This is a genomic window from Phenylobacterium zucineum HLK1 (genome assembly GCF_000017265.1).
Lineage (GTDB): Bacteria > Pseudomonadota > Alphaproteobacteria > Caulobacterales > Caulobacteraceae > Phenylobacterium > Phenylobacterium zucineum.
Genome location: NC_011144.1, coordinates 2,396,199 through 2,421,976 on the forward strand (window position 1 = coordinate 2,396,199; position 25,778 = coordinate 2,421,976).

General features: G+C 70.7%; 24 protein-coding genes. 14 read left to right on the forward strand and 10 right to left on the reverse strand.

Features of this window, described 5'->3' with window-relative positions:
- Positions 1-34: 34 nt before the first annotated feature.
- Positions 35-571, reverse strand: coding sequence for a cupin domain-containing protein (locus PHZ_RS11700; protein WP_012522682.1), 537 nt, complete (start codon positions 569-571; stop codon positions 35-37).
- Positions 572-683: 112 nt separating this feature from the next.
- On the reverse strand, positions 684-1,373 hold the full coding sequence (locus PHZ_RS11705) for a GntR family transcriptional regulator (protein WP_012522683.1): 690 nt from the start codon (positions 1,371-1,373) through the stop codon (positions 684-686).
- Positions 1,374-1,685: 312 nt separating this feature from the next.
- Between PHZ_RS11705 and PHZ_RS11710 the strand changes: the two genes are divergently transcribed.
- Entirely contained in the window at positions 1,686-2,918 is a 1,233-nt protein-coding gene (locus PHZ_RS11710; protein ID WP_012522684.1) for a CaiB/BaiF CoA transferase family protein, read from the forward strand.
- A gap of 49 nt (positions 2,919-2,967) precedes the next feature.
- Positions 2,968-3,387, forward strand: coding sequence for a GlcG/HbpS family heme-binding protein (locus PHZ_RS11715; RefSeq protein ID WP_012522685.1), 420 nt, complete (start codon positions 2,968-2,970; stop codon positions 3,385-3,387).
- Between the two features lie 62 nt (positions 3,388-3,449).
- Here the strand turns inward: PHZ_RS11715 and PHZ_RS11720 are convergent, their stop codons facing one another.
- Together PHZ_RS11720 and PHZ_RS11725 are read right to left on the reverse strand one after the other, a co-directional pair.
- Positions 3,450-4,799 (reverse strand): spinster family MFS transporter, encoded by a 1,350-nt coding sequence (locus PHZ_RS11720; protein ID WP_012522686.1) that lies wholly within the window; start codon positions 4,797-4,799, stop codon positions 3,450-3,452.
- A gap of 113 nt (positions 4,800-4,912) precedes the next feature.
- Positions 4,913-6,262, reverse strand: coding sequence for a spinster family MFS transporter (locus PHZ_RS11725; protein ID WP_012522687.1), 1,350 nt, complete (start codon positions 6,260-6,262; stop codon positions 4,913-4,915).
- Positions 6,263-6,500: 238 nt separating this feature from the next.
- Between PHZ_RS11725 and PHZ_RS11730 the strand changes: the two genes are divergently transcribed.
- From PHZ_RS11730 to PHZ_RS11740, 3 genes are all read left to right on the forward strand, one after another.
- A complete protein-coding gene (locus PHZ_RS11730; protein ID WP_012522688.1) occupies positions 6,501-8,234 on the forward strand; it encodes a thiamine pyrophosphate-binding protein in 1,734 nt (577 codons plus the stop codon).
- The gene (locus tag PHZ_RS11735; RefSeq protein WP_012522689.1) at positions 8,231-8,632 is read left to right on the forward strand and encodes a nuclear transport factor 2 family protein; all 402 of its coding nucleotides are present in this window, start codon (positions 8,231-8,233) and stop codon (positions 8,630-8,632) included. Before PHZ_RS11730 ends, PHZ_RS11735 begins: the two co-directional genes overlap by 4 nt.
- 133 nt (positions 8,633-8,765) lie before the next feature.
- Entirely contained in the window at positions 8,766-9,419 is a 654-nt protein-coding gene (locus PHZ_RS11740) for a GntR family transcriptional regulator (protein ID WP_012522690.1), read from the forward strand.
- A 21-nt stretch (positions 9,420-9,440) separates the two neighbouring features.
- Here PHZ_RS11740 and PHZ_RS11745 read toward each other — a convergent pair whose 3' ends face one another.
- Complete coding sequence (locus PHZ_RS11745) at positions 9,441-10,787, reverse strand: spinster family MFS transporter (RefSeq protein WP_012522691.1); 1,347 nt, start codon at positions 10,785-10,787, stop codon at positions 9,441-9,443.
- A 156-nt stretch (positions 10,788-10,943) separates the two neighbouring features.
- A complete protein-coding gene (locus PHZ_RS11750) occupies positions 10,944-13,334 on the reverse strand; it encodes a TonB-dependent receptor (RefSeq protein ID WP_012522692.1) in 2,391 nt (796 codons plus the stop codon).
- 543 nt (positions 13,335-13,877) lie between these two features.
- On the opposite strand from PHZ_RS11750, the gene PHZ_RS11755 reads away from it, so the two are divergent.
- Entirely contained in the window at positions 13,878-15,614 is a 1,737-nt protein-coding gene (locus PHZ_RS11755; RefSeq protein WP_012522693.1) for an N-acyl-D-amino-acid deacylase family protein, read from the forward strand.
- Positions 15,615-15,638: 24 nt separating this feature from the next.
- On the opposite strand, the gene PHZ_RS11760 is transcribed toward PHZ_RS11755, so the two are convergent.
- Entirely contained in the window at positions 15,639-15,884 is a 246-nt protein-coding gene (locus PHZ_RS11760) for a hexameric tyrosine-coordinated heme protein (protein WP_012522694.1), read from the reverse strand.
- Positions 15,885-16,049: 165 nt separating this feature from the next.
- A complete protein-coding gene (locus PHZ_RS11765) occupies positions 16,050-16,940 on the reverse strand; it encodes a universal stress protein (protein ID WP_012522695.1) in 891 nt (296 codons plus the stop codon).
- A gap of 266 nt (positions 16,941-17,206) precedes the next feature.
- Here PHZ_RS11765 and PHZ_RS11770 point away from each other — a divergent pair, with 266 nt between their 5' ends.
- The 7 genes from PHZ_RS11770 to PHZ_RS11800 all read left to right on the forward strand — a co-directional run bounded on the left by PHZ_RS11770 (position 17,207) and on the right by PHZ_RS11800 (position 23,458).
- Positions 17,207-20,104: a monovalent cation/H+ antiporter subunit A gene (locus tag PHZ_RS11770; RefSeq protein WP_012522696.1), complete on the forward strand. Its 2,898-nt coding sequence runs from the start codon at positions 17,207-17,209 to the stop codon at positions 20,102-20,104.
- Positions 20,104-20,436, forward strand: a complete 333-nt coding sequence (locus PHZ_RS11775; protein WP_012522697.1) for a Na+/H+ antiporter subunit C — start codon at positions 20,104-20,106, stop codon at positions 20,434-20,436. Before PHZ_RS11770 ends, PHZ_RS11775 begins: the two co-directional genes overlap by 1 nt.
- Before the next feature lie 4 nt (positions 20,437-20,440).
- Positions 20,441-22,021, forward strand: a complete 1,581-nt coding sequence (locus PHZ_RS11780) for a monovalent cation/H+ antiporter subunit D (RefSeq protein WP_012522698.1) — start codon at positions 20,441-20,443, stop codon at positions 22,019-22,021.
- Entirely contained in the window at positions 22,018-22,506 is a 489-nt protein-coding gene (locus PHZ_RS11785; protein ID WP_012522699.1) for a Na+/H+ antiporter subunit E, read from the forward strand. The genes PHZ_RS11780 and PHZ_RS11785 overlap by 4 nt, the downstream gene beginning before the upstream one ends.
- Positions 22,503-22,784, forward strand: a complete 282-nt coding sequence (locus PHZ_RS11790) for a K+/H+ antiporter subunit F (protein WP_041373463.1) — start codon at positions 22,503-22,505, stop codon at positions 22,782-22,784. The genes PHZ_RS11785 and PHZ_RS11790 overlap by 4 nt, the downstream gene beginning before the upstream one ends.
- Positions 22,781-23,140: a monovalent cation/H(+) antiporter subunit G gene (gene mnhG / locus PHZ_RS11795; protein ID WP_012522700.1), complete on the forward strand. Its 360-nt coding sequence runs from the start codon at positions 22,781-22,783 to the stop codon at positions 23,138-23,140. Before PHZ_RS11790 ends, mnhG begins: the two co-directional genes overlap by 4 nt.
- Positions 23,141-23,272: 132 nt before the next feature.
- Positions 23,273-23,458, forward strand: coding sequence for a hypothetical protein (locus PHZ_RS11800; RefSeq protein ID WP_041373464.1), 186 nt, complete (start codon positions 23,273-23,275; stop codon positions 23,456-23,458).
- 1 nt (position 23,459) lies between these two features.
- On the opposite strand, the gene PHZ_RS11805 is transcribed toward PHZ_RS11800, so the two are convergent.
- Together PHZ_RS11805 and PHZ_RS11810 are read right to left on the reverse strand one after the other, a co-directional pair.
- On the reverse strand, positions 23,460-24,641 hold the full coding sequence (locus tag PHZ_RS11805; RefSeq protein ID WP_012522701.1) for a mechanosensitive ion channel family protein: 1,182 nt from the start codon (positions 24,639-24,641) through the stop codon (positions 23,460-23,462).
- A 62-nt stretch (positions 24,642-24,703) separates the two neighbouring features.
- Positions 24,704-25,207 carry a DUF2267 domain-containing protein gene (locus tag PHZ_RS11810; protein WP_012522702.1) on the reverse strand — a complete coding sequence of 168 codons (504 nt, stop codon included), beginning with the start codon at positions 25,205-25,207 and terminating at the stop codon, positions 24,704-24,706.
- Positions 25,208-25,345: 138 nt separating this feature from the next.
- Between PHZ_RS11810 and PHZ_RS11815 the strand changes: the two genes are divergently transcribed.
- On the forward strand, positions 25,346-25,759 hold the full coding sequence (locus PHZ_RS11815; protein WP_012522703.1) for a four-helix bundle copper-binding protein: 414 nt from the start codon (positions 25,346-25,348) through the stop codon (positions 25,757-25,759).
- Positions 25,760-25,778 lie beyond the last annotated feature (19 nt).

Consider the following 25,778-nt stretch of genomic DNA (forward strand, 5'->3'; position numbering starts at 1 on the left):
CCCGGCGCGCCGCCTAGGCCCGCGCCCCCCGGGCCTAGGAACCCACGCCTTCGGCGACCGGCTCCACCAGGCCGAAGGGCTGGGCCTCGTCCTGCCACGCTTCGCGCCGGGCGGCGGCCTTGTCGGCGATCTTCGCCCAGGCGGCCGGGTTCTTCGACTTGAAGACGATGTTCCAGGAATTGGCGTGGCGGAACTCGATGAACTCCACGCCCTCAGCCCCGGTGAAAAAGGTGTAGGCCGACCCCGCCGGGACGAAGAAGCCGTCGCCCTTGCCGAGGGTCTCGGTCCCGACCGTGAGTTCGCCGGCGATGACGAGGTAGCAGCAGTCCACGTCGTGGCTGTGCAGCGGCAGGGGGTAGTCGCTCTTGTGCCAGGCGTAGGCCAGGCTGAACCCGGGCACGTTGATGAGGATCTTGGCGAAGCTGCCGTCCCTCACCCCGGCCGCGACGGCGCCCTTGAGCCCGTCGGAGATCTCCGGGGTGAGCCCCTCGAAGCGCAGCACCTTGGACTCGTCGAGCGTCGGCGCCGTAGCGGCGCGAAACACCTGGAACCTGGGCTTCTCGTCGGCCATGGGAGCGCTCCGGTTTCGCAAGACTGCATGCAGACTAACGCGCCCAGTCAAGGCGGTCCACACGTCAGCGACAAGGAAATCCCTGCCCTTGCATGCAATGGGCGCTGAGGCCCTATCCGGCCGCCCTATCCGGCGCGGCCTGGGCCTGCGAGGCCGCCTCGGTGGCGAACGAGCGAAGCAGCGCGTTGCGGCCCGAGAGGATGTGGCTGGTCATCACGCTGCGGGCCCAGACGCCGTCCCGCGCCGCGATGGCGGCGACGAGCTCCAGGTGCTGGGCGGCGCTGCGGCGCATCTCCTCGAGGCTGTAGCGGCGGAAGGTGCGCAGCACGAGCGGCACCTCCACGATCGAGGCGAGGGCCACATCCAGGCGGGGGTTGGCGGCGGCGGCGATCACCAGCCGGTGGAAGTCGCTGTTGATCTGCGCCACCTGGTCGACCACGTCGGCGTCCTGGCGCTCGACCGCGTCGGCCATTTCGCGCGCGAGGCGCGTCAGCTCGGCGACGGCGGCCTCGTCCGCCTCGAGCGCGGCGGCTTCGGCGGCGTACCCCTCCAGCAGGACCCGCAGGTCGTAGATCTTGTGGATGTCCCGTTCGTTCCAGCTGGCGACGAAGGCGCCGCGGTTCGGGTAGATCACGATGAGACCTTCCGACTGCAGCCGCCGCATCGCCTCCCGCACGGGAGTGCGGGAAAGCCCGCTCGCCGCCGCCAGGTCCTGCGCGGTGATGTGCGCCCCCTGGGGGTACAGCCCGTTCATGATGCCGTCGCGAATGGTCCGATAGGCCCGCTCAACCGCATCCGCCATGACGCCTTCGCCCCCGTCCGTCTCACCGGATTGAGTACGACATCCGGGCGCTCGTCGTCGAGCGCAGGCGACTCGGCGCGCCACCTTGCGCCATATGGATACAAATCTCGGATCGGCCGATTGCCGGCCCGCGCAGCAGCCCGCAACCAAAGCCCCTCAAGATGGCGCATTCGTTTGTTGTTTTTATTGGCTTTATGAGATGATCGGCCGCGATGAAGCGCCACAGACGGGTTGCGCCCCCTTCCAATGATCGCATACAATTTCATCGAAGCGCTCGAGCAGGGCGCCACGGGAAGCGTTGGGGGATCGAGCATGGCGGCGCAGCAGGGTCAGGGCGCGGGCCGCGCCTTGGAGGGCGTGACGGTCATCGACCTCACCCACATGCTCTCCGGCCCCTACGCCACCATGCTGATGGCCGACCTGGGCGCCCGGACCATCAAGGTCGAGCCGCCGGGCGCCGGGGAAGGCACCCGCAAGCTGCTGCGCGACACGCCCGAGTACGCCCGGGACGGCATGGGCGCCTACTTCCTGACCCTGTGCCGCAACAAGGAGAGCGTCGCGCTGGACCTGAAGTCGGCGGCCGGCCGCGAGGTCTTCTACGAGCTCGTGAAGCACGCCGACGTGGTGGTCTCGAACTTCGGGGTCGGCGTCCTCGAGCGGCTGGAGATCGATCACGCCGTCCTCGTGCGGCACAATCCCCGGATCATCACCTGCGCCATCTCCGGGTTCGGCGAGACCGGCCCGGCCCGCAACCGACCGGCCTTCGACCTCGTCGCCCAGGGCATGGGCGGGGGCATGTCCCTGACCGGCCACCCGCACGACGAGCCGCTGCGCGCCGGCATCCCCATCGGCGACCTCGGCGGCGGCCTGTTCGGCGTGATCGGGATCCTGTCCGCGCTGCAGGCGCGCGAGCGCACCGGCGTCGGCCAGCATGTCGACATCTCGATGTTCGACTGCCAGCTCTCGCTGCTGAACTACATGGCCACCATGTCGCTGATGTCGGGCAAGTCGACCGCCCGCGCCGGCAACGGCCACTTCGTCCACGTGCCCTACAACACCTTCCGGACGAAGACCCGCCACCTGATCATCGCGGTCATCACCGACGGCTTCTGGCGCAGTCTGGTGGACCTGCTGGACGACGAGGAGCTGCGCCGGCCCGAGTTCGACCACCAGCCGGGACGTCTGGCCGAGAAGGCCTACATCGAGGCGCGCGTGCAGGCCGCCTTCGAGCGCGAGACGTGCGAGTACTGGCTGGAGCGGCTGGCGCAGGTGCGCATTCCCGCCGCGCCGGTGAACGACATCGCCCACGCCTTCGCCGACGAGCAGGCGATCGCGCGCAACATGCGCGTCCGCGTCCCCCTGCCGGGCGGCGGAGAGATCGAGCAGCCGGGCAACCCGGTGAAGCTCTCGGAGACCGCGGCCGAGGTCTACACCCCGCCCCCGCGCCTGGGCGAGCACACCGCCTCGGTTCTCGAGACGCTCGCCGGCGTCGGCGCCGAGCGCCTCAAGGACCTCGCCGAAGCCGGCGTCGTGCAGTTGGGCTAGGCCCAGACGGCCGCGCGGCCGGATACATCCCTTTCCCCAGGAGGACGCCATGACCCTAACCATCCCCCACGCCAGCATCTCGCAGGCCGCCGCCGACAGGCTGATCGAGGCCGCCACCGCCAAGGCCGCCGAGATGGGCCTTTCCATGGTCATCGCCGTGGTCGATGACGCCGGCGTGATGAAGGCCTTCCGGCGCATGGACGGCGCCCCGCTGCTCAGCGTCGAGATCGCCAAGGACAAGGCCTACACCGCCGCCGCCTACAAGATCCCGACCCACGCCTGGTTCGACTTCATCAAGTCCGACCCGCCGCTGCTGCACGGCATCGTCCACACCAACCGCCTGGTGGTGTTCGGCGGCGGCTATCCGGTGGAGGTCGACGGCCAGGTGGTCGGCGGCATCGGGGTCAGCGGCGGCCACTACAGCCAGGACCAGGAAGTGGCGGAAGCCGCCCTCGCCGCCCTGAAGTAGGCGGCGCGAAGACGCCCCCCGCCGCCCCTCTCCGTTCGGGCGCGGCGGGGCCGGCGTCGCGGTCAGCGGATCGCCTGGGCCTCCGCGGCCTCCGCATCCGCCAGATCCTGCCGCAGGTAGCGTCCCGCCACGAGGAAGCTGACGCAGGCCAGGATATCGACGGCCGCGCACAGCACGATGGCGCGGCGGAGGCCCTCGGCCTCGCCCAGGGACGCCGAGAAGGCGTCGCTCATCAGGCCCACCGTGAGCGGGCCGAACCCCATTCCCAGCGCGCTGCCCACGAACAGCACCAGGGCGATGGCCGTCGCCCTCGCACGCTCGCCGGCCAGGTTCTGGACGGCCAGCGAGGCCGGCCCGTTCCAGAGGTTGTTCAGGAAGGCCGGCGCCGCATAGAGCGCCAGGGACCACGCGCCGCTGGGGACCGTGAACATCGCCATGTAGGCCAGCGCGCCGAGCAGCGCGCCGCCAGCCGGGATCCAGGCGTAGGCCCGCGGATCACGGGCGCCCCAGCGGTCGCCGACATGGCCGCCGAACCAGCTGCCGAGGGCGCCGGCGCTGGCCCCGATCAGGCCCATGCCCAGGCCGATCACCGCCAGCGGCCCCACGCCCAGCGCCTGGCCGATCCGCGCGACGTCTTCGCCGTGGACCCGCAGGTAGAAGGAGGCGGCGAAGGCGTTGGCGCCGTAGCTCATGAAGGCCAGCAGGCCCACGCCGACCATGATCAGCACGAAGGCGCGTCGGCCGGCGAGCTCGCGGAGCACGGCGCCGAGCGGCCGCTGGACCGCCGGCGCGACGGCGGCCGGGGCCCGGCGGGGGTCCTTCAGCGTCAGCAGCACGAGGAGGCCGATCACCAGCCCAGGAGCCCCGGCGATCACCAGCGTCCAGCGCCAGCCCACCGCCTCGGCCAGGAGGCCGCCCGCGGCCAGGCCGACGGCCGCGCCCACCGGCTTGCCCAGCCCGAACTTGCCGAGCGCGCCCGCCCGCCGCTCGGGCGGATAGTGGTCGACGATCAGGGACTGGGCGGGCGGCTGGCATCCCGCCTCACCGACCCCGACGCCGATCCGCAGCAGCAGCAGCTGGACGAAATTGGCGGCCGCCCCGCTCATCGCCGTGAAGGCGCTCCAGGCGAGGATCGCCAGGCCGACGATGCGCACCCGGTCCCCGCGGTCGGCGAGCCGCGCGATGGGCACCGCCGCCAGGCTGTGCAGCAGGGCGAACGACAGGCCGGTCAGCGCCCCAAGCTGCCAATCCGCCAGGTGCAGGTCGCGCTTGATGGGCTCGGCGAGGACGTTGAGGATCTGCCGGTCGAGCAGGTTCAGGGCATAGGCGCTGGTCAGCAGCACCATCAGGTAGGCGCGGTAGGCGCCCGCCGGCGGCGAGGCCGGCCGATCCTGCGTCTTCGCAAGCGTCATGATCGCCCCGCCGGCTGTGGAACTCAGATCAGCTGACCGTAATGGATGCAATCTGCTTGTCTACAGCGATGATCCCGCCCGCATCCTCTAGGTCGGGAAGATGATTGCATTCACTAGAAGAGCGTCTTGGCCTCTTCGTCCGCCACGGCGCGGGCCCGGGCGCGGGCCAGGCGCATGCCGATGACCAGCAGCAGCGCGGCCAGGCCCAGGGCGCCGGCGGTGGTGGCCGCCAGCGACTTGCCGATGTGCTCGGGCCCGCCGAACACATAGTCGGTCATGGCCGCCGTGGCGGTGGGCGCCACGCCCAGGCCCAGGACGTTGACCACGGTGAGGTAGACCGCCCCGGCCTGGCCCCGCATCCGGTTGGGCGTGAGCACCTGCACCATCGCCCCCTGCAGGCCGCCGATCATGCAGGCGGTCAGCATGCCGGCGCAGAACAGGACCAGGGCGACGGTGGCGTCGGGAGACAGGTAGGCGCCCAGGAAGAACGGCGCCTGCAGCCCCGCGATCCACAGGGCCACCCAGATGGGAGCCACCGGGTCGCCGGCCTTGCGTACGCGATCGGCCCAGGCGCCGCCCAGCAGCACGCCGATCGTGCCGAAGATGGCGTAGCCGAGGCCCATCAGCAGCCCGACCCGCGCCACGCTCATCTCGTGCACCCGCATGAAGTAGGTGGGGCCCCAGACGGTGAAGGCGTAGTTGCTAATGGCGAAGCCGGAAAAACCCAGGAACATCAGGATGAACAGCGTCCGGTGCTCCAGGAAGTAGGCGGTCACGTCGCGGGAGGCGACCGGCGCCGCGCTCTGCCCGCGCCGCGGCGGGTCGCGCAGGGTGAAGCGCACCAGGAGGGCCACCAGCAGACCCGGCAGGCCAAGGCCGATGAACAGCGCCTGCCACGGCGCCAGCGGCCCCACGATCGGCAGGGACGGCTGGGCGATCTCGGCCCAGGCCAGGATGAGGCTACCGAGATAGACGGCGAACCCGCCGCCGATCGACGCGCCCGAGGCGTAGATCCCCATCGCGAAGCCCCGGCGGTGCGGCGGGAAGCTGTCGGGGATCGTCGAATAGGCGACCGGATTGACCGCCGCCTCGCCAACGCCGACCAGCATGCGCCCGACGAACAGCTGCCAGAAGTTGGTGGCCAGGCCGCAGCCCGCCATGGCCAGGCTCCAGACGCTGATCCCGAGCGTGAGGGCTGGCGGCCGCGCGCGGCGGTCCACCCAGCGGCCGAACGGGAACGAGAAGATCACGAAGCAGACCACGAACGCGAGGCCCGCCAGCGCGCTGACCTGCGTGTCGGTCAGGCCCAGGTCGCGGCGGATGGGATCGACCACCAGGCCGAGCGCGATCCGGTCCACGAACGCGAAGATGTAGGCGAGCATCAGGACGCCCACGCTGTAATAGGCGTAGGCTGGCGACGGATACGGCTGCCCCTCGACGGCCCCCGACGGCATATCCCGCATGCGCTCCCCCTCGATCCTGGCCGCCTTTGGCGACGGCTCGCCACCTGTCATTGCATACAAGCTGGATGAGCCAACAGATATTTTTCCGCCACTCGCCCATCCAACCCTAGACATTGAGGGGGGTTTTGGGTCACCTGTCGAGGATATTGGATGCAGATTTTGCACCCTGCATCCGCGCGAGCCATCCGCCGGACAGCCTAAGCCGGCGAACCGAGTCTAAGAACAGTTTGGGGGAAACATGACCAAAAAGCGCGCAGCGGGCGAGTTGGCGGCCGCCGCCCTGGCGGGCCTCGGCGTCACGGAGGTGTTCGCGCTGCACGGCAGCCACCTCGATCCCCTGTTCATGGCCTGCGAGGAGTTCGGCATCCGGCTGACCGACACCCGCCACGAGGCGTCGGCGGGCCACGCGGCCGACGCCTACGCCCGCGCCTCCAACGGCAAGCTCGGCGTCTGCGCCGTCACGGCCGGGCCGGGCTTCACCAACGCCCTGACGGCGATGGCCAACGCGCACCTCGACCGGATCCCCACGCTGTTCATCGCCGGCGCCGCGCCGCTCCGGGAAGCGGAGGCCAACACCCTGCAGGGCGGCTTCGACGCCGTCGCCATGGCCCGGCCCGTCACCAAGTGGGCGCAGCGGGTCAGCGAGCCCGACCGCATCGTCGAGTTCATCCGCCGGGCGGGCGAGATCGCCCTCAGCGGCGCACCCGGGCCGGTGTTCCTCGAAATCCCCATCGACGTGATGTTCTGGCCGATCGACCAGGCGCCGCCGGACGTCTCCACCTGGAAGCGGCCGCCGCGCCCGGCGCCGGCCCCGGACGTCGTCGAGGCCGTGGTCGAGATGTTCCGCAAGGCCGAGCGGCCGGTGATCATCGCCGGCGGCGGAGCGGTCCTGACCAACTCCGGCGAGCGCCTGCGGCGGCTGGCCGAACTGGTCGGCGCGCCGGTGATCGCCAGCCAGAAGGCGCTGGGCGCCCTCCCCGACGACCACCCCTACTACGCCGGCGCCGCCGCAGGCCTGGCCGCGGCGGCCGCCTCGGGCGAGCCGGCCGACGCCGTGCTCCTCGTGGGCGCCCGGATGGGCATGTTCCTCGGCGGGGCCATGGGCGCGATCATCCCCGAGGGCGCCTATGTCGCCCAGATCGAGTCGAACCCGGAGGAGATCGGCCGGGTGCGCATGGCCGACCTGCCCATCGTGGCGGACGCGGGGGCGACCCTGGACGCCCTGATCCAGCGGGCGGGCGGCGAGGACTGGCCCAAGCGGGAGGCCTGGGCGGCCAAACTGCGCAGCTTCCGCGGCAATGTCCGCAAGGCTTTCGCCGACGCGCCGGTCAATTCCCGGCCGGGCGCCATCCATCCCGGCCACGCGGTGGCGGCGATCATGGACGCCCTGCCCGAGGGGACCACCGTGGTGGCCGACGGCGGCGAGGCGGGCAACTGGGTGGGCGACCTGGTGCGCTCGCCGGGCGCCGGCCGGTTCCTGCGCTGCGGCTATCTCGGCTGCCTGGGCATCTCGCCGGGCTTCGCGATCGGGGCGGCCCGGGCCACCCCCGGCCAGCCCGTGGTCTGCTTCGCCGGCGACGGCGGGGCGGGTTTCCACATCCAGGAACTCGACACCATGGTGCGGCACAAGCTGCCGATCGTCACGGTGATCCTGAACAACGCCGAATGGGGCATGTCGCGGAACGCCCAGAACCTCCTCTACGGCAAGAACCGGGAGGTGATCGTGGCCTTGCAGGACACCCGCTATGAGGACGTGGCTCGCGGCTTCGGCGTCGAGGCGGTGCGCATCGACCGCTACGAGGACCTCGAGCCGGCGGTGAAGGCCGCCTTCGCCGCGGGCGAGCCCCGCTGCCTGAACGTCATCATCGACGCCGGCGTCATGCATCCGCGGACCCGGATGATGGTGGGCGACGTCAGCGGCGCGGACGGGGTTCCGATCCCCTACTACGCCAACATCCCGACGGGCCGGTGAGCGAGCCCTGGCCCGGGGCCGCGGCGGCGCTGGCGGCCGCGGAGCGGCTGTTCTGGACGGTGGAGCACGGCGACCTGGAGGCGCTGCGCGACATCTTCGCCGACGGCGCCGCGGTCTGGCACAACACCGACGAGGCGCTGACCGACATCGAGACCACCATCCGCAACCTCGCGCGGATCCGCGGCGAGGCCCTCGACTTCCGCTATGTGGACGTGCGGCGCCGGCCGACGCCGGACGGCTTCGTGCAGCAGCACACCCTCCTCGTCCGGATGCCGGACGGCCGTGAGATCCGAGACCTCTGCTGCTGCGTCTGCCGCGTCGAGAACGGGCGCATCGCCACGATGGAGGCCTATCACGACAGCGCCGCCACGGGCGTCATGCCGCACAAGGCCGGCTGAGCGATTCTGCCGGCCTCAGGCGCAACCAGTGCATCCAAGTCGCGGCCACCCAGACTCAGTCGAGGCATTGCAGCCTTGCAACCTCGCCCGTTTTGAATGCAATACAGGCTGAGAGGCGGGGAATACCGAGACTATGGCGGCGGCAGTCGACAAGGCCTACCAGACCATCCGCGACGGCATCATCAGCGGGGTCTACCAACCGGGCGCCCACCTGACGGCGCAGGACCTGGCGGCCGCCAGCGGCCTCTCGCGGACACCGGTGCGCGAGGCCATGCGCCGGCTCCAGTCGGAAGGGCTCATCACCCTCATTCCGCACCGCGGCGCGTTCGTGGCCAACATGGACGAGCGGGACATCCACCGGATCTACGACCTTCGCGTCGTGCTCGAGAGCTACGCCGCCGAGACCGCCGCGCTGGAGGCCGACGAGGCCAGCATCGCGGCCCTCGAGGATCTGGCCGCCCAGATGGAGGCGGCGCTGGATCGCGGCGGGCCGCACGTCGTCGAGGAGATCACGCGGCTCAACAACGCCTTCCACAAGGCGATCGTCGCCGCGGCGGCCAGCCCGCGGCTGGAGGTGGCGCTGGCCGCGATCGTGGAAGCGCCGCTCGTCCTTCGCACCTTCCGCCGCTACAGCCTCGAGGAGATGCGCCGCAGCGCCACCCAGCACCTGGAGCTCGTCTCGGCGATCCGGGCGCGCGACGCCGCATGGGCGCGCAGCGCCATGGCCAGCCACATCCTCTCCGGCCGCAACGCCCTGCTCCGCTCGCTGGCCGCCGCGGCCGGCTGAGGCGCCGCCGCCGCCGCCACGTCAGCCCGCCAGGGCCTCGCGTTCGGCGACCTCCGCCAGGTCCGCGCGGATCGAGCGGCTCGCCAGCACGTGGCAGAGCGCGGACAGCACCCCGACCGTCGCACCCAGCAGGATGGCCAGGCGCAGCCCCTCGGCCTCGCCAAGGGACGGAGCGAAGGCGTCGCTCATCGCGCCGATGAGGAGCGGCCCGAGGCCGAGGCCAAGCGCGCTGACGACAAAGAGGACGAGCGCGAGCGCGGTGGCCCTGGCGCGCTCGCCCGCCAGGCTCTGGATGGCGTGGGCGCCGGGGCCGTTCCAGAGGTTGGCGAAGAACGAGGCGGCCGCGAACAGGGCCAGGGAGCCGGCGCCCGCCGGGACGGTGAACATGGCGGCGTAGGCGAGCGCCGTCAGCGCCGAGCCCGCGGCGGGGATCCAGACGTGGGCCCGGACGTCGCGCGCGCCCCAGCGGTCGCCGAGACGCCCGCCGATGAAGGTTCCGGCCGCCCCGCCCGTGGCGCCGAACAGCGCCATGCCGACGCCGATCACGCCCAGAGGGCCGACGCCGAACGCCGCGCCCAGGGCGGCGATGTCGTCCCCGTGGACGCGCAGATAGAAGGAGCCGGCGAACGCCATCGCGCCGTAGTTCACGAACGACAGCAGGGCCACGCCGAGCGTGACGAAGACGAAGGCGCGACGTCGGGCGAGGGCCCGCAGGACGAGGCCGAGCGCGGGCTGGGGCGGCCTGGGCGCGGCGCGCGGACCGGCCAGCGGATCCTTGAGCGTCAGGAGCACCAGCAGGCCGATGACCACGCCGGGCGCTCCGGCGGCCACCAGCGTCCCGCGCCAGCCGATATGCTCCACGAGCAGGCCCCCGGCGGCCAGGCCGATGGACGCGCCCACGGGCGCGCCGAGGGCGAACACGCCCAGGGCGCCGGCCCGCCGCCCCGGCGGATGATGATCGGCGATCAGCGCCTGGGCGGGCGGCGCGCAGCCGGCCTCGCCGACGCCGACGCCGACCCGCAGCAGCAGCAGTTGCACGAAGTTGGCGGCCGCGCCGCAGGCGGCGGTGAAGAGGCTCCAGGCCAGCACGGCGAGGCCGATGATGCGGACCCGGTCGCCCCGGTCCGCGAGCCGGGCGATCGGCAGGGCCGCGACGCTGTACAGCAGGGCGAACGACAGGCCGGTCAGGGCGCCGAGCTGCCAGTCTGCGAGGCCCAGGTCCCGCTTGATGGGCTCGGCGAGGACATTGATGATCTGCCGGTCCAGCAGGTTGAGCGCATAGGCCGCCGTCAGCAGGACCATGAGATAGGACCGGTAGGCGCCCGAGACCGGCGCCCGAGCTTCCTGCGCTTCAGCGGCCGCCGTCATCACGCTCTCCCTGCCCGGCCCCGGCTTCACCCACCGCCCGGTCGCGCCGCCCCGCCGAAAAAGAAGAGGAGCGGCCGCTGGGGCCGCTCCATTGCGCGCAGCTGCGGGGGGAGGGTCCGCAGCCCGCGTCCGTCACTGGCGGCGAACCGCCGACGATCAGAAGTTGACCTCGAGCTTCACCCCCACCGTACGGCTGCTCTCGATCGAGGGGATGTTGGAGTAGCCGACGGTCGACAGCGGGGTGCTGCCGGCGGTCCCGGCGTCCAGAGGCGTCTTGAAGATGCCGGTGACGAAGTACTCGTCGAGCAGGTTGCGGGCGAAGCCGCTCACCCGCCAGCGACCGTCGTCGGGTCCGAAGCTGACATTCGCGCCCAGCAGGCCGTAGGACGGCACGATGCTGTTGGGGTCCGCAGCCCCCGTGTAGGTCTCGTCACGCCAGTTGTAGGTCAGCGAGGCGCCGAACAGGTACTCGCCCAGGACGGGACGCTCGTAGTTCAGGCCCACGTTGAAGGTGTGCTTGGGCGCGAAGACCAGGGGATAGCCGCCGGCGTTGAACTGCAGCACGCCCGGCGCCCGCGGGCTGATGTAGGTGCACTGCCCCGGAACGGTCGCCGGGTTGGCGTAGCGGTCGTTACACTGGATGGCGAAGTCGATGTACTCGGTCGGCACGTAGGCGTACGCGCCGCGAAGGGTCAGCTCCGGGGTCGCCTGGAAGACGACGTCCGCCTCGAGGCCCTTGGTCTTCAGCCCCCCGGCGTTGGTGGTGATCAGGCTGCGCACCGCCGGGTTGTTCGGGTCGACGACCGTGGTCTGGCCCTGGAAGTTGGAATAGCGGGAGCGGAAGAGCGCGACCGTGGCCACCAGCCGGCGGTCGAAGAAGGCGCCCTTCAGGCCGACTTCGTAGTTGGTGACCGTCTCGGCGTCGACCTCGAACAGCGGCTGACCGCGCGCGTAGGAGATGAGCGGACCCTTGTAGCCCGTCGAGTAGGTCGCATAGACGTTCACGTCTGGCACGACCTCGTACTGGACCGAAACGCGTCCCGAGACGTCGTCCACGCTCTTCGAACGCGTCGCGACCTCGTTCATGCCGGGGACCTTGCAGGCGCCGCCCAGGGCGAACGCCACCTGGCACACGTTGCCGGCGTCGTAGGCGATGCTGTCCAGGGACACCTTGTCGTCGGTGTAGCGGATGCCGCCCGTGATCGAGAGCCGGTCGTCGAGCAGCCGCAGCGTCCCCTGGGAGAACGCGGCCAGGCTCTCGGTGGTCGAGTCCTGCGCGGAGATGCAGCACCGGACGGGACCGAAGGCGGTGGTCAGGCTGATGGGCGAGCTGTCGGGAATGAGGGCGAAGGTGCCGGCCTGCAGGCCGATCGTGAGGTTGCGCGACTTGTAGTAGAAACCGCCCACCGTGTAGTCGAGGTTGCCGTAGGTGCCCTCCAGCCGCAGCTCCTGGCTGAACTGCCGCTGGCGAAGCTGGGTCACGTTGGTGGAGAGGATCCGCCGCGGCGATGAGTCGACCTCGAGGTCCTCGTTCGTGTCGATCTCGTAGTAGCCGGTGATCGCCTTCAGCACCGCCCCGCCGCCGAGGTCGTAGGTCAGGCGGCCGGAGACGCTGTCGTTGACCGTCTTCACCCCGGTGGGGCCGTCCCAGGCCCCGGCGAGGTTCTTCGGGCCGGCCGTAACGCCGTACTTGGCCACCTCGTTGCAGGGAACGATGACCCCCTGCGTGCCGCTGAAGCCGCTGCCGCAGCTGCGGAGCGTCCAGATGCCGTTGCCGGAGTCCTCGTTCTCGATGTGGGCGCCGACCAGGTAGAGCTCGGCCCGGTCGGTCGGCTTCCAGAGCAGCTTGGCCCGCCAGCCGCGCATCGTGTAGCCGGAGAGGTCCTTGCCGGTGAAGCGGTTCTCCACAAAGCCGTCGCGGCGGTTCACGAAGCCCGAAAGCCGGAAGGCCGCCGTCTCGCCGAGCGGGATGTTGACGTTGGCGCCGACCCGCATCTCGTTGTCGGTGGCGTAGGAGACCGTGGCGTCGCCGAGGTATTCGCCCAGCGACGGCTTCTTGGTGATGATCTGGACCACGCCGGCCGAGCTGTTCTTGCCGAACAGCGTGCCCTGCGGCCCGCGCAGCACCTCGACCCGCTCGATGTCGGTCAGGGCCTGGTAGGACGGACCGGCGAAGCTGATCTCGGGCAGCCCCTGCACGATGTCGTCGATGACGATGGAGACGCTCTGCTCGCTCGAGATGAGGACCGACTGGGTCCCCACGCCGCGGATCAGGAAGCCGCCGCCGAAGTTGGTGTTGTAGGTCAGGCCCGCGGCCAGCTGAGTGAGTTCGGTCACGCTGGCGAGGTTCGCGTCCCGCAACGTGTCGCCGCCGACCACGGCCACCGACAGCGGCACGTCGAGCAGGCTCTGCTCGCGACGCTGGGCGGTGACGATCAGTTCCTCGACCGCCGTCGTCTCGCCGCCGGCCTGGGTCAGCGCCGGCGAGGCGACCCCCAGCAGGCTGGTGGTCGACAGCAAGGCCAGCAAGTACCGCTTGTGGTTCATCTACTTCCCTCCCCGTTGGCCTCTGCAGGGCCGATCCGCGACAGCGCTTTGATCGGCGAGGGTTGGCCCCTCGCCCGTTTACTCCCTCAATGCATACACATCGATTAGACTGGATGCAATCTGCTTTCCATCGCCCCGGCATAGGCAGGATAATCCGGAGATATGGACATATGTGAATGCAAACGATCGCGCATGGCGTGCAACTTGAGGTCGCGTCAGCGCCGGCTGAAACGCCAGAGGCTCGCCCCACGCACGTCGCTGCCCCATCGGAGCCCCTGGAGGCCCATACATGACCCCTGCATGCAATGACCCTGCAAGACGCCAACGCCGCCGCTCCGGCCGCGCGCCGCCCGGACCGGACAGCCGGCTCCACATCGCGCGGATAGCGAAGGCGAAGCTGGCCCCCCTCCCCGTGCTGCGCCGGCAAACGTGACTTGACCGACTTGGCGCGAGGCGTCATCCGTGAGCACCTAATTGCATACAATTGCATCGATCGCGCGCGCCGATCTGCGCCCGCGGTCCAGGCGCTCAGGGAGGGCGACCATGGAGAAGGCCTTCGACCTCGTTCTGCGGGGCGGCTCGGTCATCGACGGTTCCGGCAAGCCGGCTTTCGTGGCCGACGTCGGCGTCAAGGCGGGCCGTATCGCGGCGGTGGGCCGGATCGCAGCCGCCGGCGCCGAGGAGATCGACGCGCGCGGCCAGCTGGTCACCCCGGGCTTCGTGGACGTCCACACCCACTACGACGGGCAGGCGACCTGGGGCGAGCAGATGCAGCCCTCCTCCTGGCACGGCGTCACGACCGTGGTGATGGGCAACTGCGGGGTCGGATTCGCGCCCTGCCGTCCGAACGACCGCGAGCGGGTGATGCGGCTGATGGAAGGGGTCGAGGACATCCCCTTCCCGGTCCTCGACGAGGGCCTGCCCTGGAACTGGGAGACCTATCCCGACTACCTCGACAGCCTCGCGGGCCGCCGCTTCGACCTCGACATCGGGGGCCTGCTGCCGCACGCGCCGCTGCGGGTCTACGTCATGGGCGAGCGGGGCGCGAACCGCGAGCCGGCCACCCCGGACGACATTGCGGCCATGGCGGCGATCGCCCGCCAGGCCATCCGGGCGGGCGCCCTCGGCTTCTCCACCTCCAAGACGCTGAACCACCGCACCAAGGACGGGGAATCCACCCCGACCCTGGGGGCCGCTGAGGACGAGCTCACCGGGATCGCCATGGCTCTCGCGGCCGAAGGGCGCGGCGTGATCGAATACATCGGCGACTATTTCGACCCGGCCGAGGAATTCGCCATGCTGCGGCGGCTCGTCGAGAGGTCGGGTCGTCCCCTGTCGTTCGGCCTGGCCCAGATCAGCGACCGGCCGGGCGACTACAAGATACTGCTTCAGAAGCTCACCGAGGCGGCGAAGGCCGGGCTGCCGATGGCGGCGCAGGCGGCCCCGCGAGCGATCGGCATCCTATTCGGGCTGGAGCTGACGCTGAATCCCTTCCTGCAGCACCCCTCCTACGCCGAGATCCGCGACCTTCCGCACGCCGAGCGGGTCGCGCGCCTTCGCGATCCCGATTTCCGCGCCCGACTGCTGGCCGAGGGCGGCTCGGCGGAGCGGCTGCGGGTGATCGAGCTGCAGAAATGGGACCGGATGTTCCTGCTGGGCGACGAGCCCGACTACGAACAGGCGCCCGACCAGACCGTCGCCGCCATCGCCGCCCGCCAGGGCCGAACGCCGGCCGAGGTGGCGCTGGACCACATGCTGGACCGGAACGGCCGCGGCATCCTCTACCTGGCCTTCGCCAACTACGTCTCAGGCGACCTCAGCGCCGTGCACGAGATGCTGAGCCACCCCGCCGTGGTGCCGGGTCTGTCCGACGGCGGCGCGCACGTCGGCACCATCTGCGACGGCAGCTTCCCGACCACGACCCTGGTCCACTGGACGCGGGACCGCACCCGGGGACCGAAGCTTCCGCTCGAGGAGATGATCCGCAAGCAGACCAGCTATGCGGCCGACCTCGTGGGCCTGGGGGATCGGGGCCGCATCGCCCCGGGCTATCGGGCGGACCTGAACGTCATCGACTACGAGCGTCTCCGGCTGAAGAGCCCGCAGGTCGCCTACGACCTTCCGATGGGCGGGCGCCGGCTGATCCAGCGGGCGGAAGGCTACACCGCGACGATCGTGGCCGGCGAGGTCACCTATCGGGACGGCGAGCCGACCGGAGCCCTGCCGGGACGGCTGCTTCGGGGGCCGCAGTCGGCGCCGGCGGCGCTCGCCGCGGAGTAGGCGCGCGCTGCAGGAGCCTCGCCGCTAAGCGCGGGCGCTCCGCCAATAGTCGTTGGCCGCCGCGACGGTCTGGAAGTTCACCGCCACGACGTGGGCGATCTCGATCAGCTCGCCGGAATCCCGCTCGTATTGCGTCCTGAGCTCGTCGCGCACCTCCGCCGACGGCTGAGTCAGCTTGACCGCCATCCGCGAGAGCTTGAGCGCGAGCTGATAGCCCGCCTCGGGCGTATCGGTCTTGAGGGTGGGGAGCCAGGATCCTGCATCAGCCATGGGAAACGCCTTTCACGAAAGCGGCTCGGAGGCCGCGAAACGGCGGGCGCGCCGCGACGACGGCGATGCGCCGCGACCGGCGCCGGGACCCGCAGCGCAGACACCGTACGAGACCCCGTCCCGGTTCGCCAGACCCGGGCCCGCGTCCATCGGCCGGCGCCGGCGTCAGTCGGCTGGCCGCTCGGCCCGCACCACCAGGACGTCGCTGGGGATGCTCTCGACGATGCGCGGCCCCTTCCCGACCACCACGACGTGGAAGAGGCGGTTGCGCTCGTAGGCGCCGATCACCGTCAGGTCGGCGCCCTGTTCCATCACATAGGCGCCGAGCATCACCTCGGGCGGCCCATGCTCGACGAGCGGCAAGATGCGCTCGCGACGCCCCTGCGGAAGCTGGGCCTCGTCGAGGAAGCCGCGCAGGGTCCCGGTCTCGAGCTCGGCGAAGTCATGGCCCAGCTTGGTGTCGAGCATGTAGCCCCGGTAAGGGAGCTCGTAGGCATGCATCACGGTCATGGCGGCCTCGGGAAAGAACTCCGCCGCCACCTCGACGCCCCGCCGCGACTCCGGCGTGAAGTCGACCCCCGCGAGCACGTGGCCGTAGGGGCCGTTCGGCCGGCGCTTGACCACGAGCACCGAGACCGGGGATCGCCGGAAAAGCTCGTCGATCGTCCGGCCGACCCCCGCCAGTCCGAACGGCCGGTGGCGACCCAGGCCCAGCACCACCAGGTCCGCGCCTTCGTTCGCCACCGCGTTGAGGATCACCTGGGGCGCGGGCCCCTCCTCCACCACCACGCGCAGGCGGGGGCAAGGTCCGCGCACGTCCTCGCGGATCTGCCGCTCGACCAGCGCCGCCGGCTCGGGCGGTCGTCGCCAGGAGGGGAGCCGTCGATAGTCGGGCAGGTCGCCCGCGCCCTCGATCGCATGCACCACCGTCAGCTCGGCGTGCCACTGGGCGGCAAGTTGCGTCGCCCGATCGAGCGCCCGGTCGCCCCGGCCGCTCAGGTCGGTGGCGAGCAGGATCTTCTTCGGTGGGATGGACGCCTTGGGCTGATCGGACACGGCCTCACCTTGGTGACATGCACAACCGCCGCGCGGGATCACGGGATTGTGGAGATTTTCCACCCGATGATCTAGGTCGCCCCAATCAATATTCAAAACAACTTCGCGTTATGCTTCGAGTGGAGCACCCCGCACCCTGAACACCCCGCGGACCGACGTTTTTTCTTTCCTGAGTTCCGCGCCCGCAGCTTGAACCCTCCTTCCGAACCGGGGAGGATGGCGCGCGGCGCGAGACACCGCCGATACACGATCCGGAGGAGCCCTGGGTGACGCGCGAATGGCTGCTGGTCCTGCTGCTGGCCCTTCCGTTCGTCGCGAGCTTCGCGGCCGCGCTGCTCAAGCCCCATGCCAGGAACGTGGCCGCCGGCCTGGCGATCGGCGCCATGCTCGCCGGCCTCAGCCTCACCGTCGCGCTGTCGGGCGAGATCTCGGGCGGCGAAGCGGCGCGGTTCACGGTCGCCTGGGCGCCCAGCCTCGGCCTCGAGTTCAACCTGCGGGCCGACGGCTTCGGCTGGATCTTCCTGATGCTGATCTGCGGCGTCGGGCTGCTCGTCAGCATCTACGCCCGCTACTACATGTCGGCGGCCGATCCGGTCCCGCGGTTCTATTCGCTGCTCCTGGCGTTCGCCGGGTCGATGATCGGCCTCGTCCTGTCGGCCAACGTGATCCTCCTCGTCGTCTTCTGGGAGATGACGAGCCTGCTGTCGTTCCTCCTGATCGGCTACTGGCACCGCGGCGCCGCCGCCCGCGAGGGCGCGCGCACCGCACTCATCGTCACCTCGGCCGGCGGGTTCTGCCTGCTGGCGGGCCTGCTGCTGCTTGCCCGCATCGCCGGCAGCCTCGACCTGGGCGTGATCCTGGCGCAGGGCGACGCGATCCGGGCCAGTCCCCTGTACGCGCCGGCGACGGTGCTGATCCTGCTGGGAGCCTTCACGAAGAGCGCCCAGTTCCCGTTCCACTTCTGGCTGCCCCAGGCCATGGCGGCGCCGACGCCCGTCTCGGCCTACCTGCACTCCGCGACGCTGGTGAAGGCCGGCGTGTTCCTGCTCGTGACGCTCTGGCCGGTGCTGTCGGGCACGGAAACCTGGTTCTGGATCGTCACCACGGCCGGGCTGACGACGCTGCTGCTCGGCGCCGTGCTGGCCACCTTCCAGAACGACCTCAAGGGCGTGCTCGCCTATTCCACGATCAGCCACCTCGGGCTGATCACCTTCCTGCTCGGCCTGGACAGCCCGCTCGCCTGCGTCGCGGCCATCTTCCACATCGTCAACCACGCGATCTTCAAGGCCTCGCTGTTCATGGCCGCCGGCGCGGTCGACCACGAGGCAGGCACACGGGACATGCGCCGGCTCGGCGGCCTCGTCCGCTGCATGCCGGTGACGACGGTTCTCGCGACGGTGTCGGCCGCCGCCATGGCCGGCGTGCCGCTGCTGAACGGCTTCCTGTCGAAGGAGATGTTCTTCGAGGAAACCCTGGCCGCGCGCCGCGCCCTGCCGACCCTCGTCGCGCTGGCGGCGAGCGTCTTCTCGGTCCTTTATTCGCTGAGGTTCGTCGGCGGCGTCTTCTTCGGCCCGGCGCCGGCGAATCCGGCGAGGCAGGCGCATGAGCCGCCCGCGTGGATGGTCGCGCCGATCGGCCTGCTGGCGCTGGCCTGCGTGGTGGTCGGCGCCCTGCCCGCCCTGACCGTCGGCCCGTTCCTTCGGCGCGCCGCCGAATCCGTCCTCGGCGACCAGGCCCCCGCATACAAGCTCGCGATCTGGCACGGCCTCACGCCGGCGTTGGGCCTGAGCATGCTGGCGCTTGCGCTTGGGGTCGCGCTCTACCTGGTCTTCCGGCGGCGCCTGCTGTGGCCGCGCGACATCCGCCTCGGCCTGCCGAGCGGCAAGGCGCTGTTCGACCGCGGGCTGGACATCGTCGCCGACGTCGTCCCCGGCTGGATCGCCCGCCGGTTCCCCGCGGGACGGCTGCAGCCGCAGCTGGTGTTCGTGCTGGCTTCGGCCCTGGCCCTGGCCCTCCTCGCCCTGACGACCGGCGGCCCCGTCCCGGCGTTCGGCCCCTCGGCCGTCGACCCCGCCTTCGCCGGCCTGTGGACGATCGGCGGCGCCTGCGCCATCGGCGCGGCCATGGCGGCGAAGTTCCACCGCCTCGCCGCCCTCGTGCTGCTCGCGGGAGCCGGCCTGATCTCGTGCATCTCCTTCGTCTGGCTGTCAGCGCCCGACCTTGCGACCACCCAGCTGCTGGTGGAGGTGGTGACCACCATCCTCATCCTGCTGGGCCTGCGCTGGCTGCCGCCGAGGATCCCCATGCCCGAGGCGCGCGGGCTGGCCACACGCCTGCGGCGCGCCCGCGACGGCGCCCTGGCGCTGGCCGCCGGCGCGGGCATGGCCGCCTTCTCCTATGCCGTGATGACCCATCCGATCGACGACTCGGTCTCGGCGTTCTTCCTCGGCCAGTCCTATGTCGCCGGCGGCGGGCGCAACGTGGTCAACGTGATCCTGGTCGACTTCCGGGCCTTCGACACCTTCGGCGAAGTGACCGTGCTGGCGATCGTGGCCCTGTCGGTCTTCGCCCTCCTGCGGCGGTTCCGACCGAGCCCCGAGAGCATCGCCACGCCCGTCCAGCGCGAAGGCCAGCAGGCCGCCGAGGCCATGAACGTCGAGGGCGCCCGCGCCCACGCCTTCATGGAGTACTTGCGGGTGCCGGGGCTGATCATCCAGCTGATGGTGCCGGTGATCCTCCTCTTCGCGGCGCACCTGTTCCTGCGGGGCCACGACCTGCCGGGCGGCGGCTTCTCGGCGGGCCTGACGGCGTCCGTCGCGCTGATCCTCCTCTACATGGCGGGCGGGGTGCGCTGGGTGGAGGCGCGCGTCCGGGTGCTGCCGCTGCGGTGGATCGCCAGCGGCCTGCTCCTGGCCCTCGTCACCGGCGCGGGGTCGCTGGTGCTGGGCTATCCGTTCCTGACGTCCTACTTCACCTATCTCGACTGGGGTCCTCTCGGGCGGACGCCTGCGGCGACGGCCGTGCTGTTCGACCTCGGCGTGTTCGCCGTCGTCGTCGGGGCGACGACCCTCATCCTCGTGTCGCTGGCCCACCAGTCCCTGCGCCGCGCGCGCCAGGGGGCCGCGGACCGGCGGCCCGAGTCCGAGCTCGGGAAGGCGCTCTGATGGAGATCGTGCTCTCCGCCGCGATCGGCGTCCTGACGGCCTCCGGGGTCTGGCTCCTGCTACGGCCGCGCACCTTCCAGGTGATCGTCGGCCTGACCCTGCTCTCCTACGCGGTGAACCTCTTCATCTTCTCGATCGGCGGCCTGCGGATCGGCGCCGAACCCATCCTGCGGCACAAGGCCGGGACCCTGGCCGAGTACGCCGACCCCCTGCCCCAGGCGCTGGTGCTGACGGCGATCGTGATCAGCTTCGCCACCACCGCCCTGCTGCTCGTCGTGGTCCTCGCGGCGCGCGGCCTGACCGGCGCCGACCACGTCGACGGCAAGGACTGACGCGGTGGCCGAGCACCTCCCCATCCTGCCGATCCTGCTGCCGCTGGCCTTCGGCGCGCTCCTGCTGCTGGCCGGCGGCCGCCGGCGGCGCCTGGAGGCCGCCCTCGCGCTGGGCGGGTCCCTGGCCACCCTTTTCGCGGCGCTCGCCCTGGCGGTCGCGGTGGACGGCGCCGAGGGCTCGCTCTCGCTCACCTACCGACTGGGCGACTGGCCGGCGGCGGTGGCGATCGTGCTCGTGGCCGACCGGCTGGCCGCGCTCATGGTGCTGCTCGCCACCACCCTGGCGCTCGTCACGAGCGGCTTTGCCCTCGTCCGCTGGTCGCGCCTTGGCCCCTACTACAGCGCGCTCACCCAGTTCCTGCTCATGGGGCTGAACGGCGCCTTCCTGACGGGCGACCTGTTCAACCTGTTCGTCTTCTTCGAGATCCTGCTCGCCGCCTCCTACGGCCTGCTGCTGCACGGATCAGGCGAGCGGCGGGTCGCGGCGGGGCTGCACTACATCGTGCTGAACCTCGCCGCCTCGCTGCTGTTCCTGATCGGCGTGAGCGCGATCTTCGGCGTCACCGGCACCCTCAACATGGCGCTCCTCGCCGAGCGCATCCCCGAGGCTTCGGACGGGGCGCGGGGCCTGCTCCATGCGGGGGCGGCGATCCTGACGGTGGCCTTCCTGGTCAAGGCGGCGGCCTGGCCGCTGGGGTTCTGGCTGCCCCGGGCCTACGACGCCGCCGTTCCGCCCGCCGCCGCCATGTTCGCGATCATGACGAAGGTCGGGATCTACGCCGTGCTGCGCTTCGGGCTGCTGCTGTTCGGCGACGAGGCGGGCGCCTCCGCGGGCTTCGGGCGCGACTGGATCTTCGCCATCGGCGGGGCGACGCTCGCGGTCGGCGTGGTGGGGATGCTGGCGGTGCGCGACCTCGGCCGCATGGTCGGTTACAGCCTGCTCGTCTCGGTCGGCACGCTCCTGGGCGTCGTCGCCTTCGCAGACGCGCAGGCGCTCGCCGGGGCGCTGCTCTATCTGGTGATCTCGACGCTGGGCGCGGCGGCGTTCTTCCTGCTGAACGGGCTGATCGGGCCCGACGAATTCGAGGACGCGCCGACGCTGGAGGCCTACGACCCCGAGGACGATGGCCTGTCCGGGGATGAGGACGAGCGGCCGATCCTGATTTCCGCCCCGATCGGCGTCCTGAGCGGCGGGTTCCTCGTGTGCACCCTCATCGTCGCCGGGATACCGCCCCTGCCCGGCTTCCTGGCCAAGGTCGCGATGCTTGCGCCGCTGCTGCAGGGCCCCGCCGGACCGCTTCCAGGCGCCGCGCCGGTCATGGCGGCGATCATCATCGGCTCGAGCCTCTTCGCGCTGATCGCCCTGGCCCGCGCCGGCATCCAGATCTGGTGGGCCGAGCCGGACCGGATCCCGCCGGCGATCCGCCTCGGCGAGGCGGCCCCGCTGGGGCTGCTGCTGGTTGCCCTCCTTGCGCTCACGTTCGTCGTGGAGGCCCCGATGGGCTTCATGCAGCGCACCGCGGCCCAACTCCTGGCTCCCGACCGGTACATGGGCGCCGTCCTCGACCGGGAGGGCGGGTCGTGAGGCGGCTGCTCCCCTATCCGACCATGAGCCTCTTCCTGATGGGGACCTGGCTGGTCCTCAACCAGAGCCTCGCGGCGGGCCATCTGCTGATCGGCGCGCTCCTCGGGCTTTCGCTCGGGGCGGCCTTCGGCAGGCTGCAGCCGCCGCCGCTTCGCATCCGCAACCGCCGAAGACTCCTGCGCCTGGCGGTCGTGGTCTTCGGCGACGTGATCCGCTCCAACATCGCCCTGCTTCGGATCCTCGTCTCGGGCCGCATGCGCACGGTGCGCTCGGGGTTCGTCACCATCCCGCTCGGCCTCACCGATCCCTACGGCCTGGCCGTGCTCGCCTGCATCATCACCGCCACGCCCGGCACCATCTGGATGAGCTACAAGGCCCGCGAGGGCCTGCTGCTGATCCACGTCTTCGACCTGATCGACGAGGACGAGTGGATCCGCACGATCACCCAGCGCTACGAAGCGCCCCTGAGGGAGATATTCGAATGAGCGCCGCCCTGCTGACGGCCGCCGTCACGCTCGCCCAGCTCATGCTCGTGGTCGCCATGGGCCTCTACATTTTCCGGATGGTGCGCGGCCCGCGCGCCCAGGACCGGGTGATCGCACTCGACGCCTTCTATGTCTGCGGCATGCTGCTCCTCGTCACGCTCGGCATGCGCACGAGCAGCACGCTCTACTTCGAGGCCAGCGTGATCATCGCGCTGCTGGGCTTCGCCAGCACCGTGGCGATGGCCAAGTTCCTGATGCGCGGCGAGGTGGTCGAATGAACGGGGCGGCGAGCATCCCCCTGCCCGTGGCGGCGCTGATCGGCGTCTGTCTCGTGGCGGGGGCCTTCCTGGCCCTGATGGGCGCCATCGGCCTCGTGCGCCTGCAGTCCTTCTACGAGCGCGTGCACGCCCCCACGCTGGGATCCAGCCTCGGCATGATGCTGATCCTGACCAGCTCGGTCCTCTACTTCTCGACGATCCGCGGGGAGCTCGTCCTGCACGAAATCCTGATCGCCGTCTTCCTCACCCTGACCACCCCGATCAGCCTCATGCTGATCGTCCGGGCCGCCCTCGCCCGCGACCGGCGCGAAGGCGCGCCGGGGGTGCCGCCGCTGGAACCCGAAGACGCGAGTTGACCCCGGCGGTCCGGATTGAGAGCCCATGCGCCTTCAAGTAGTTTTGAAGCAAGATTACTTGAGCGCTTTCGATTTGTTGTTGTTGAAAACGCCTCACCGCCTCCCGATGTATTCGGGCATAAGGAGGCAAAGATGCAATTCGCCAGCAACCAGAACACTCATGGCCGCCGATCGGGCCGCGCCACACGTGGCGCGCCGGGTCTTGACGTGGCAGCGCACGCCATGCGCGCCCAGGCCCGCCAGGAGCAGCTGCTGGACGAGGCCCTCGAGGAAACCTTCCCTGCGTCCGACCCCGTGGCCGTCATGCGCCTGACGTAGGCTAGCGGCGAGCGCCGTCGTCCGGCGCGGGCGCAGGCGCCACGGCGAACCCGCCTTCCGGGTACGGCAGGATCATCCGGCCGTCGGGCGCGGCGGTGAAGGTGGTCTGGGTGGGATAGGCGAATTCCAGGCCTTCGGCGTTGAACCGGCGCAGTATGGCGAGCCCGATGCGGTGGCGGATGGCGTAGATCTCCTCCCAGTCGGGTCGGTAGACGTCGAACTCCACCTCGAAATCCAACGAGCTCGCGCCGAAGCCCACGAAACCCGAGCGGACGAAGCTGGCCCCTTCCGCCTCGACGATCCCGCGCAGGACGTCGGGGATGCGCGCCGCCAGGTCCGGGTCGGTCTGGTAGATCACCCCGATGGCGAACTTCAGACGCCGGTGATCGAGCGTCTGGTAGCTGGTGATCTCCTTCTGCAGGAGATTGGCGTTGGAGATGATCTTGCGCTCGCCGCTGATGGCGCGCAGGCGCGTGCTCTTCAGGCCGATCTTCTCCACCGTGGCCGTGGTGGTGTCGTAGTTGATCGTCTCGCCCATCCGGAACGGCTTGTCGAAGATGATCGAGAGCGCCGCGAACAGATCGGAGAAGATGCCCTGGGCGGCGAGGCCGATGGCGATGCCGCCGATGCCCAGGCCGGCGACGAGGGCGGTGACGTTCACGCCTACGTTGTCCAGCACGACGATCACGGCCACCGCGAAGATGGCCACGGTCACCAGCAGGCGGATGATGCCCATGGCGTTGGCGAGCGTCTCCCCCTGCCCCTCCTCGGCCGTGCGGCGCTCGATGAGGCCGAGCACCACCTCGCGAAGCCAGACGGCGGCCTGGAACGCGGCGACGATGGTGAAGAGGAAGTCGATCGTCCGGGCGAGCGGCGCCGGCGGGTCGGCGTAGCCGCCGACCAGCTTGGCCGCGGCGAGCATCAGGAAAAGCTGGGTGGTGCGGCTGGCGGCCCGCCCCACCAGAGCGCGGAAGCCGAGCGGCGCGCCGGGCTTGTCCTTCAGGCGCGCGAAGACGCTGCGGGCCAGGCTGAGGCCCAGGTAGACGACGAGGCCCGCCGCGAGCGCGATGACGATCTCGGTCCCGTTGGCCTGCACCCAGGTCTGCAGGTCGCGCCAGACCTGGTCGGGGGCGACCTGGACCTTCGGCGCGGTGAAGACGGCGGGCTTCTCGCTGCTCTGCATGCCCCTTCCGTAATCGGGCGGAGGGGGCCTGAACAGGGGTCAGGACGCGCCGGCCGACCGGGTCAGGCCCGCGCGGGCTCGCCCGTCTCGCCGTAGCGCCCGCGCTCGCCCTGCACCGGCGGCGGGTGCACATCGAGCGCAGCGTTGCGCCAGGCCTCGCGGATGTCGCCGGGCAGCGCCTCCTGGACCTTGCGCACCTGTCCCTCGGGCAGGTGGCGCGAGAGGGCGCGGAAGACGGAGAGGATCGCGTCCTTGGGATCCACCGGCCGGGTGTCCGTGAGCCACTCGGAGACCTCGGCCGTGAATTCGTCGAAGTCGCGGCAGTCGCTGGGTTGCCGGGCCGGCTGGTACTGATCGTAGAAGACGCCGCGGATCAGGAGCGGCAGTTCGGCCGACAGGTGCGCGCACACCTCCACCGGAAGCCGGTCGCGCAGCTTGTGCAGCACGGTCGACAGCACCTTCCAGGCGACCTGCCGGTCGGGCCCGATCTCGGCCGTGATCTCGTTCAGCCAGATGTGCGTGGTCTGCAGGGTCTTGTCGAAGACCTCCAAGCCGTTGGTGCTCATTGAGCCCTCCTTGGTGAGATCTCCCCCACCGGCAGTCTCTCACGGAACGGTGTTCCGGTCCCGGCCAAATGTGGTCGTGGGAACATCGGAGAGCGCCCAGGGTTGGGTTCGCAATCCCCTCAGCCCAAGGAGCCTGCCATGCACGCCATGCAGATGATTTCCACGCATCCGCACGTCCGCGGGAACACCAACGACGCCCTCATCCGCTGCATCGAGGACTGCTACGACTGCGCCCAGACCTGCTCGTCCTGCGCCGACGCCTGCCTGGGCGAGGACATGGTCAAGGACCTCGCGCAATGCGTGCGCACGTGCCTCGACTGCGCCGACGTCTGCTACACCACCGGGGTGCTGGCGACGCGCCGGACCGGGTCGAACGAGGCGCTGATCGCCTCGATGCTCGAGACCTGCGAGGCGGCCTGCCGCATCTGCGCGCAGGAGTGCGAGCGCCATGCCGACATGCACGAACACTGCCGCATCTGCGCCGAGGCCTGCCGCCGCTGCGAGCGCGCCTGCCAGGAAGCCCGGGCCACCTTCGGCCAGACGGTGCAGTAGACGGGCGCGGAGGGGCGGC

Excerpts from the sequence above, each read along its gene's own strand:
- PHZ_RS11755 (WP_012522693.1), top strand. The coding sequence starts at position 13,878 with ATGGAGAAGGCCTTCGACCTCGTTCTGCGGGGCGGCTCGGTCATCGAC.
- PHZ_RS11775 (WP_012522697.1), top strand. The coding sequence starts at position 20,104 with ATGGAGATCGTGCTCTCCGCCGCGATCGGCGTCCTGACGGCCTCCGGG.
- mnhG (WP_012522700.1), top strand. The coding sequence starts at position 22,781 with ATGAACGGGGCGGCGAGCATCCCCCTGCCCGTGGCGGCGCTGATCGGC.
- PHZ_RS11740 (WP_012522690.1), top strand. The coding sequence starts at position 8,766 with ATGGCGGCGGCAGTCGACAAGGCCTACCAGACCATCCGCGACGGCATC.
- PHZ_RS11790 (WP_041373463.1), top strand. The coding sequence starts at position 22,503 with ATGAGCGCCGCCCTGCTGACGGCCGCCGTCACGCTCGCCCAGCTCATG.
- PHZ_RS11730 (WP_012522688.1), top strand. The coding sequence starts at position 6,501 with ATGACCAAAAAGCGCGCAGCGGGCGAGTTGGCGGCCGCCGCCCTGGCG.
- PHZ_RS11810 (WP_012522702.1), bottom strand. The coding sequence starts at position 25,207 with ATGAGCACCAACGGCTTGGAGGTCTTCGACAAGACCCTGCAGACCACG.
- PHZ_RS11725 (WP_012522687.1), bottom strand. The coding sequence starts at position 6,262 with ATGCGGGATATGCCGTCGGGGGCCGTCGAGGGGCAGCCGTATCCGTCG.
- PHZ_RS11805 (WP_012522701.1), bottom strand. The coding sequence starts at position 24,641 with ATGCAGAGCAGCGAGAAGCCCGCCGTCTTCACCGCGCCGAAGGTCCAG.
- PHZ_RS11815 (WP_012522703.1), top strand. The coding sequence starts at position 25,346 with ATGCACGCCATGCAGATGATTTCCACGCATCCGCACGTCCGCGGGAAC.
- PHZ_RS11710 (WP_012522684.1), top strand. The coding sequence starts at position 1,686 with ATGGCGGCGCAGCAGGGTCAGGGCGCGGGCCGCGCCTTGGAGGGCGTG.
- PHZ_RS11715 (WP_012522685.1), top strand. The coding sequence starts at position 2,968 with ATGACCCTAACCATCCCCCACGCCAGCATCTCGCAGGCCGCCGCCGAC.
- PHZ_RS11720 (WP_012522686.1), bottom strand. The coding sequence starts at position 4,799 with ATGACGCTTGCGAAGACGCAGGATCGGCCGGCCTCGCCGCCGGCGGGC.
- PHZ_RS11800 (WP_041373464.1), top strand. The coding sequence starts at position 23,273 with ATGCAATTCGCCAGCAACCAGAACACTCATGGCCGCCGATCGGGCCGC.
- PHZ_RS11750 (WP_012522692.1), bottom strand. The coding sequence starts at position 13,334 with ATGAACCACAAGCGGTACTTGCTGGCCTTGCTGTCGACCACCAGCCTG.
- PHZ_RS11760 (WP_012522694.1), bottom strand. The coding sequence starts at position 15,884 with ATGGCTGATGCAGGATCCTGGCTCCCCACCCTCAAGACCGATACGCCC.
- PHZ_RS11700 (WP_012522682.1), bottom strand. The coding sequence starts at position 571 with ATGGCCGACGAGAAGCCCAGGTTCCAGGTGTTTCGCGCCGCTACGGCG.
- PHZ_RS11705 (WP_012522683.1), bottom strand. The coding sequence starts at position 1,373 with ATGGCGGATGCGGTTGAGCGGGCCTATCGGACCATTCGCGACGGCATC.
- PHZ_RS11745 (WP_012522691.1), bottom strand. The coding sequence starts at position 10,787 with ATGACGGCGGCCGCTGAAGCGCAGGAAGCTCGGGCGCCGGTCTCGGGC.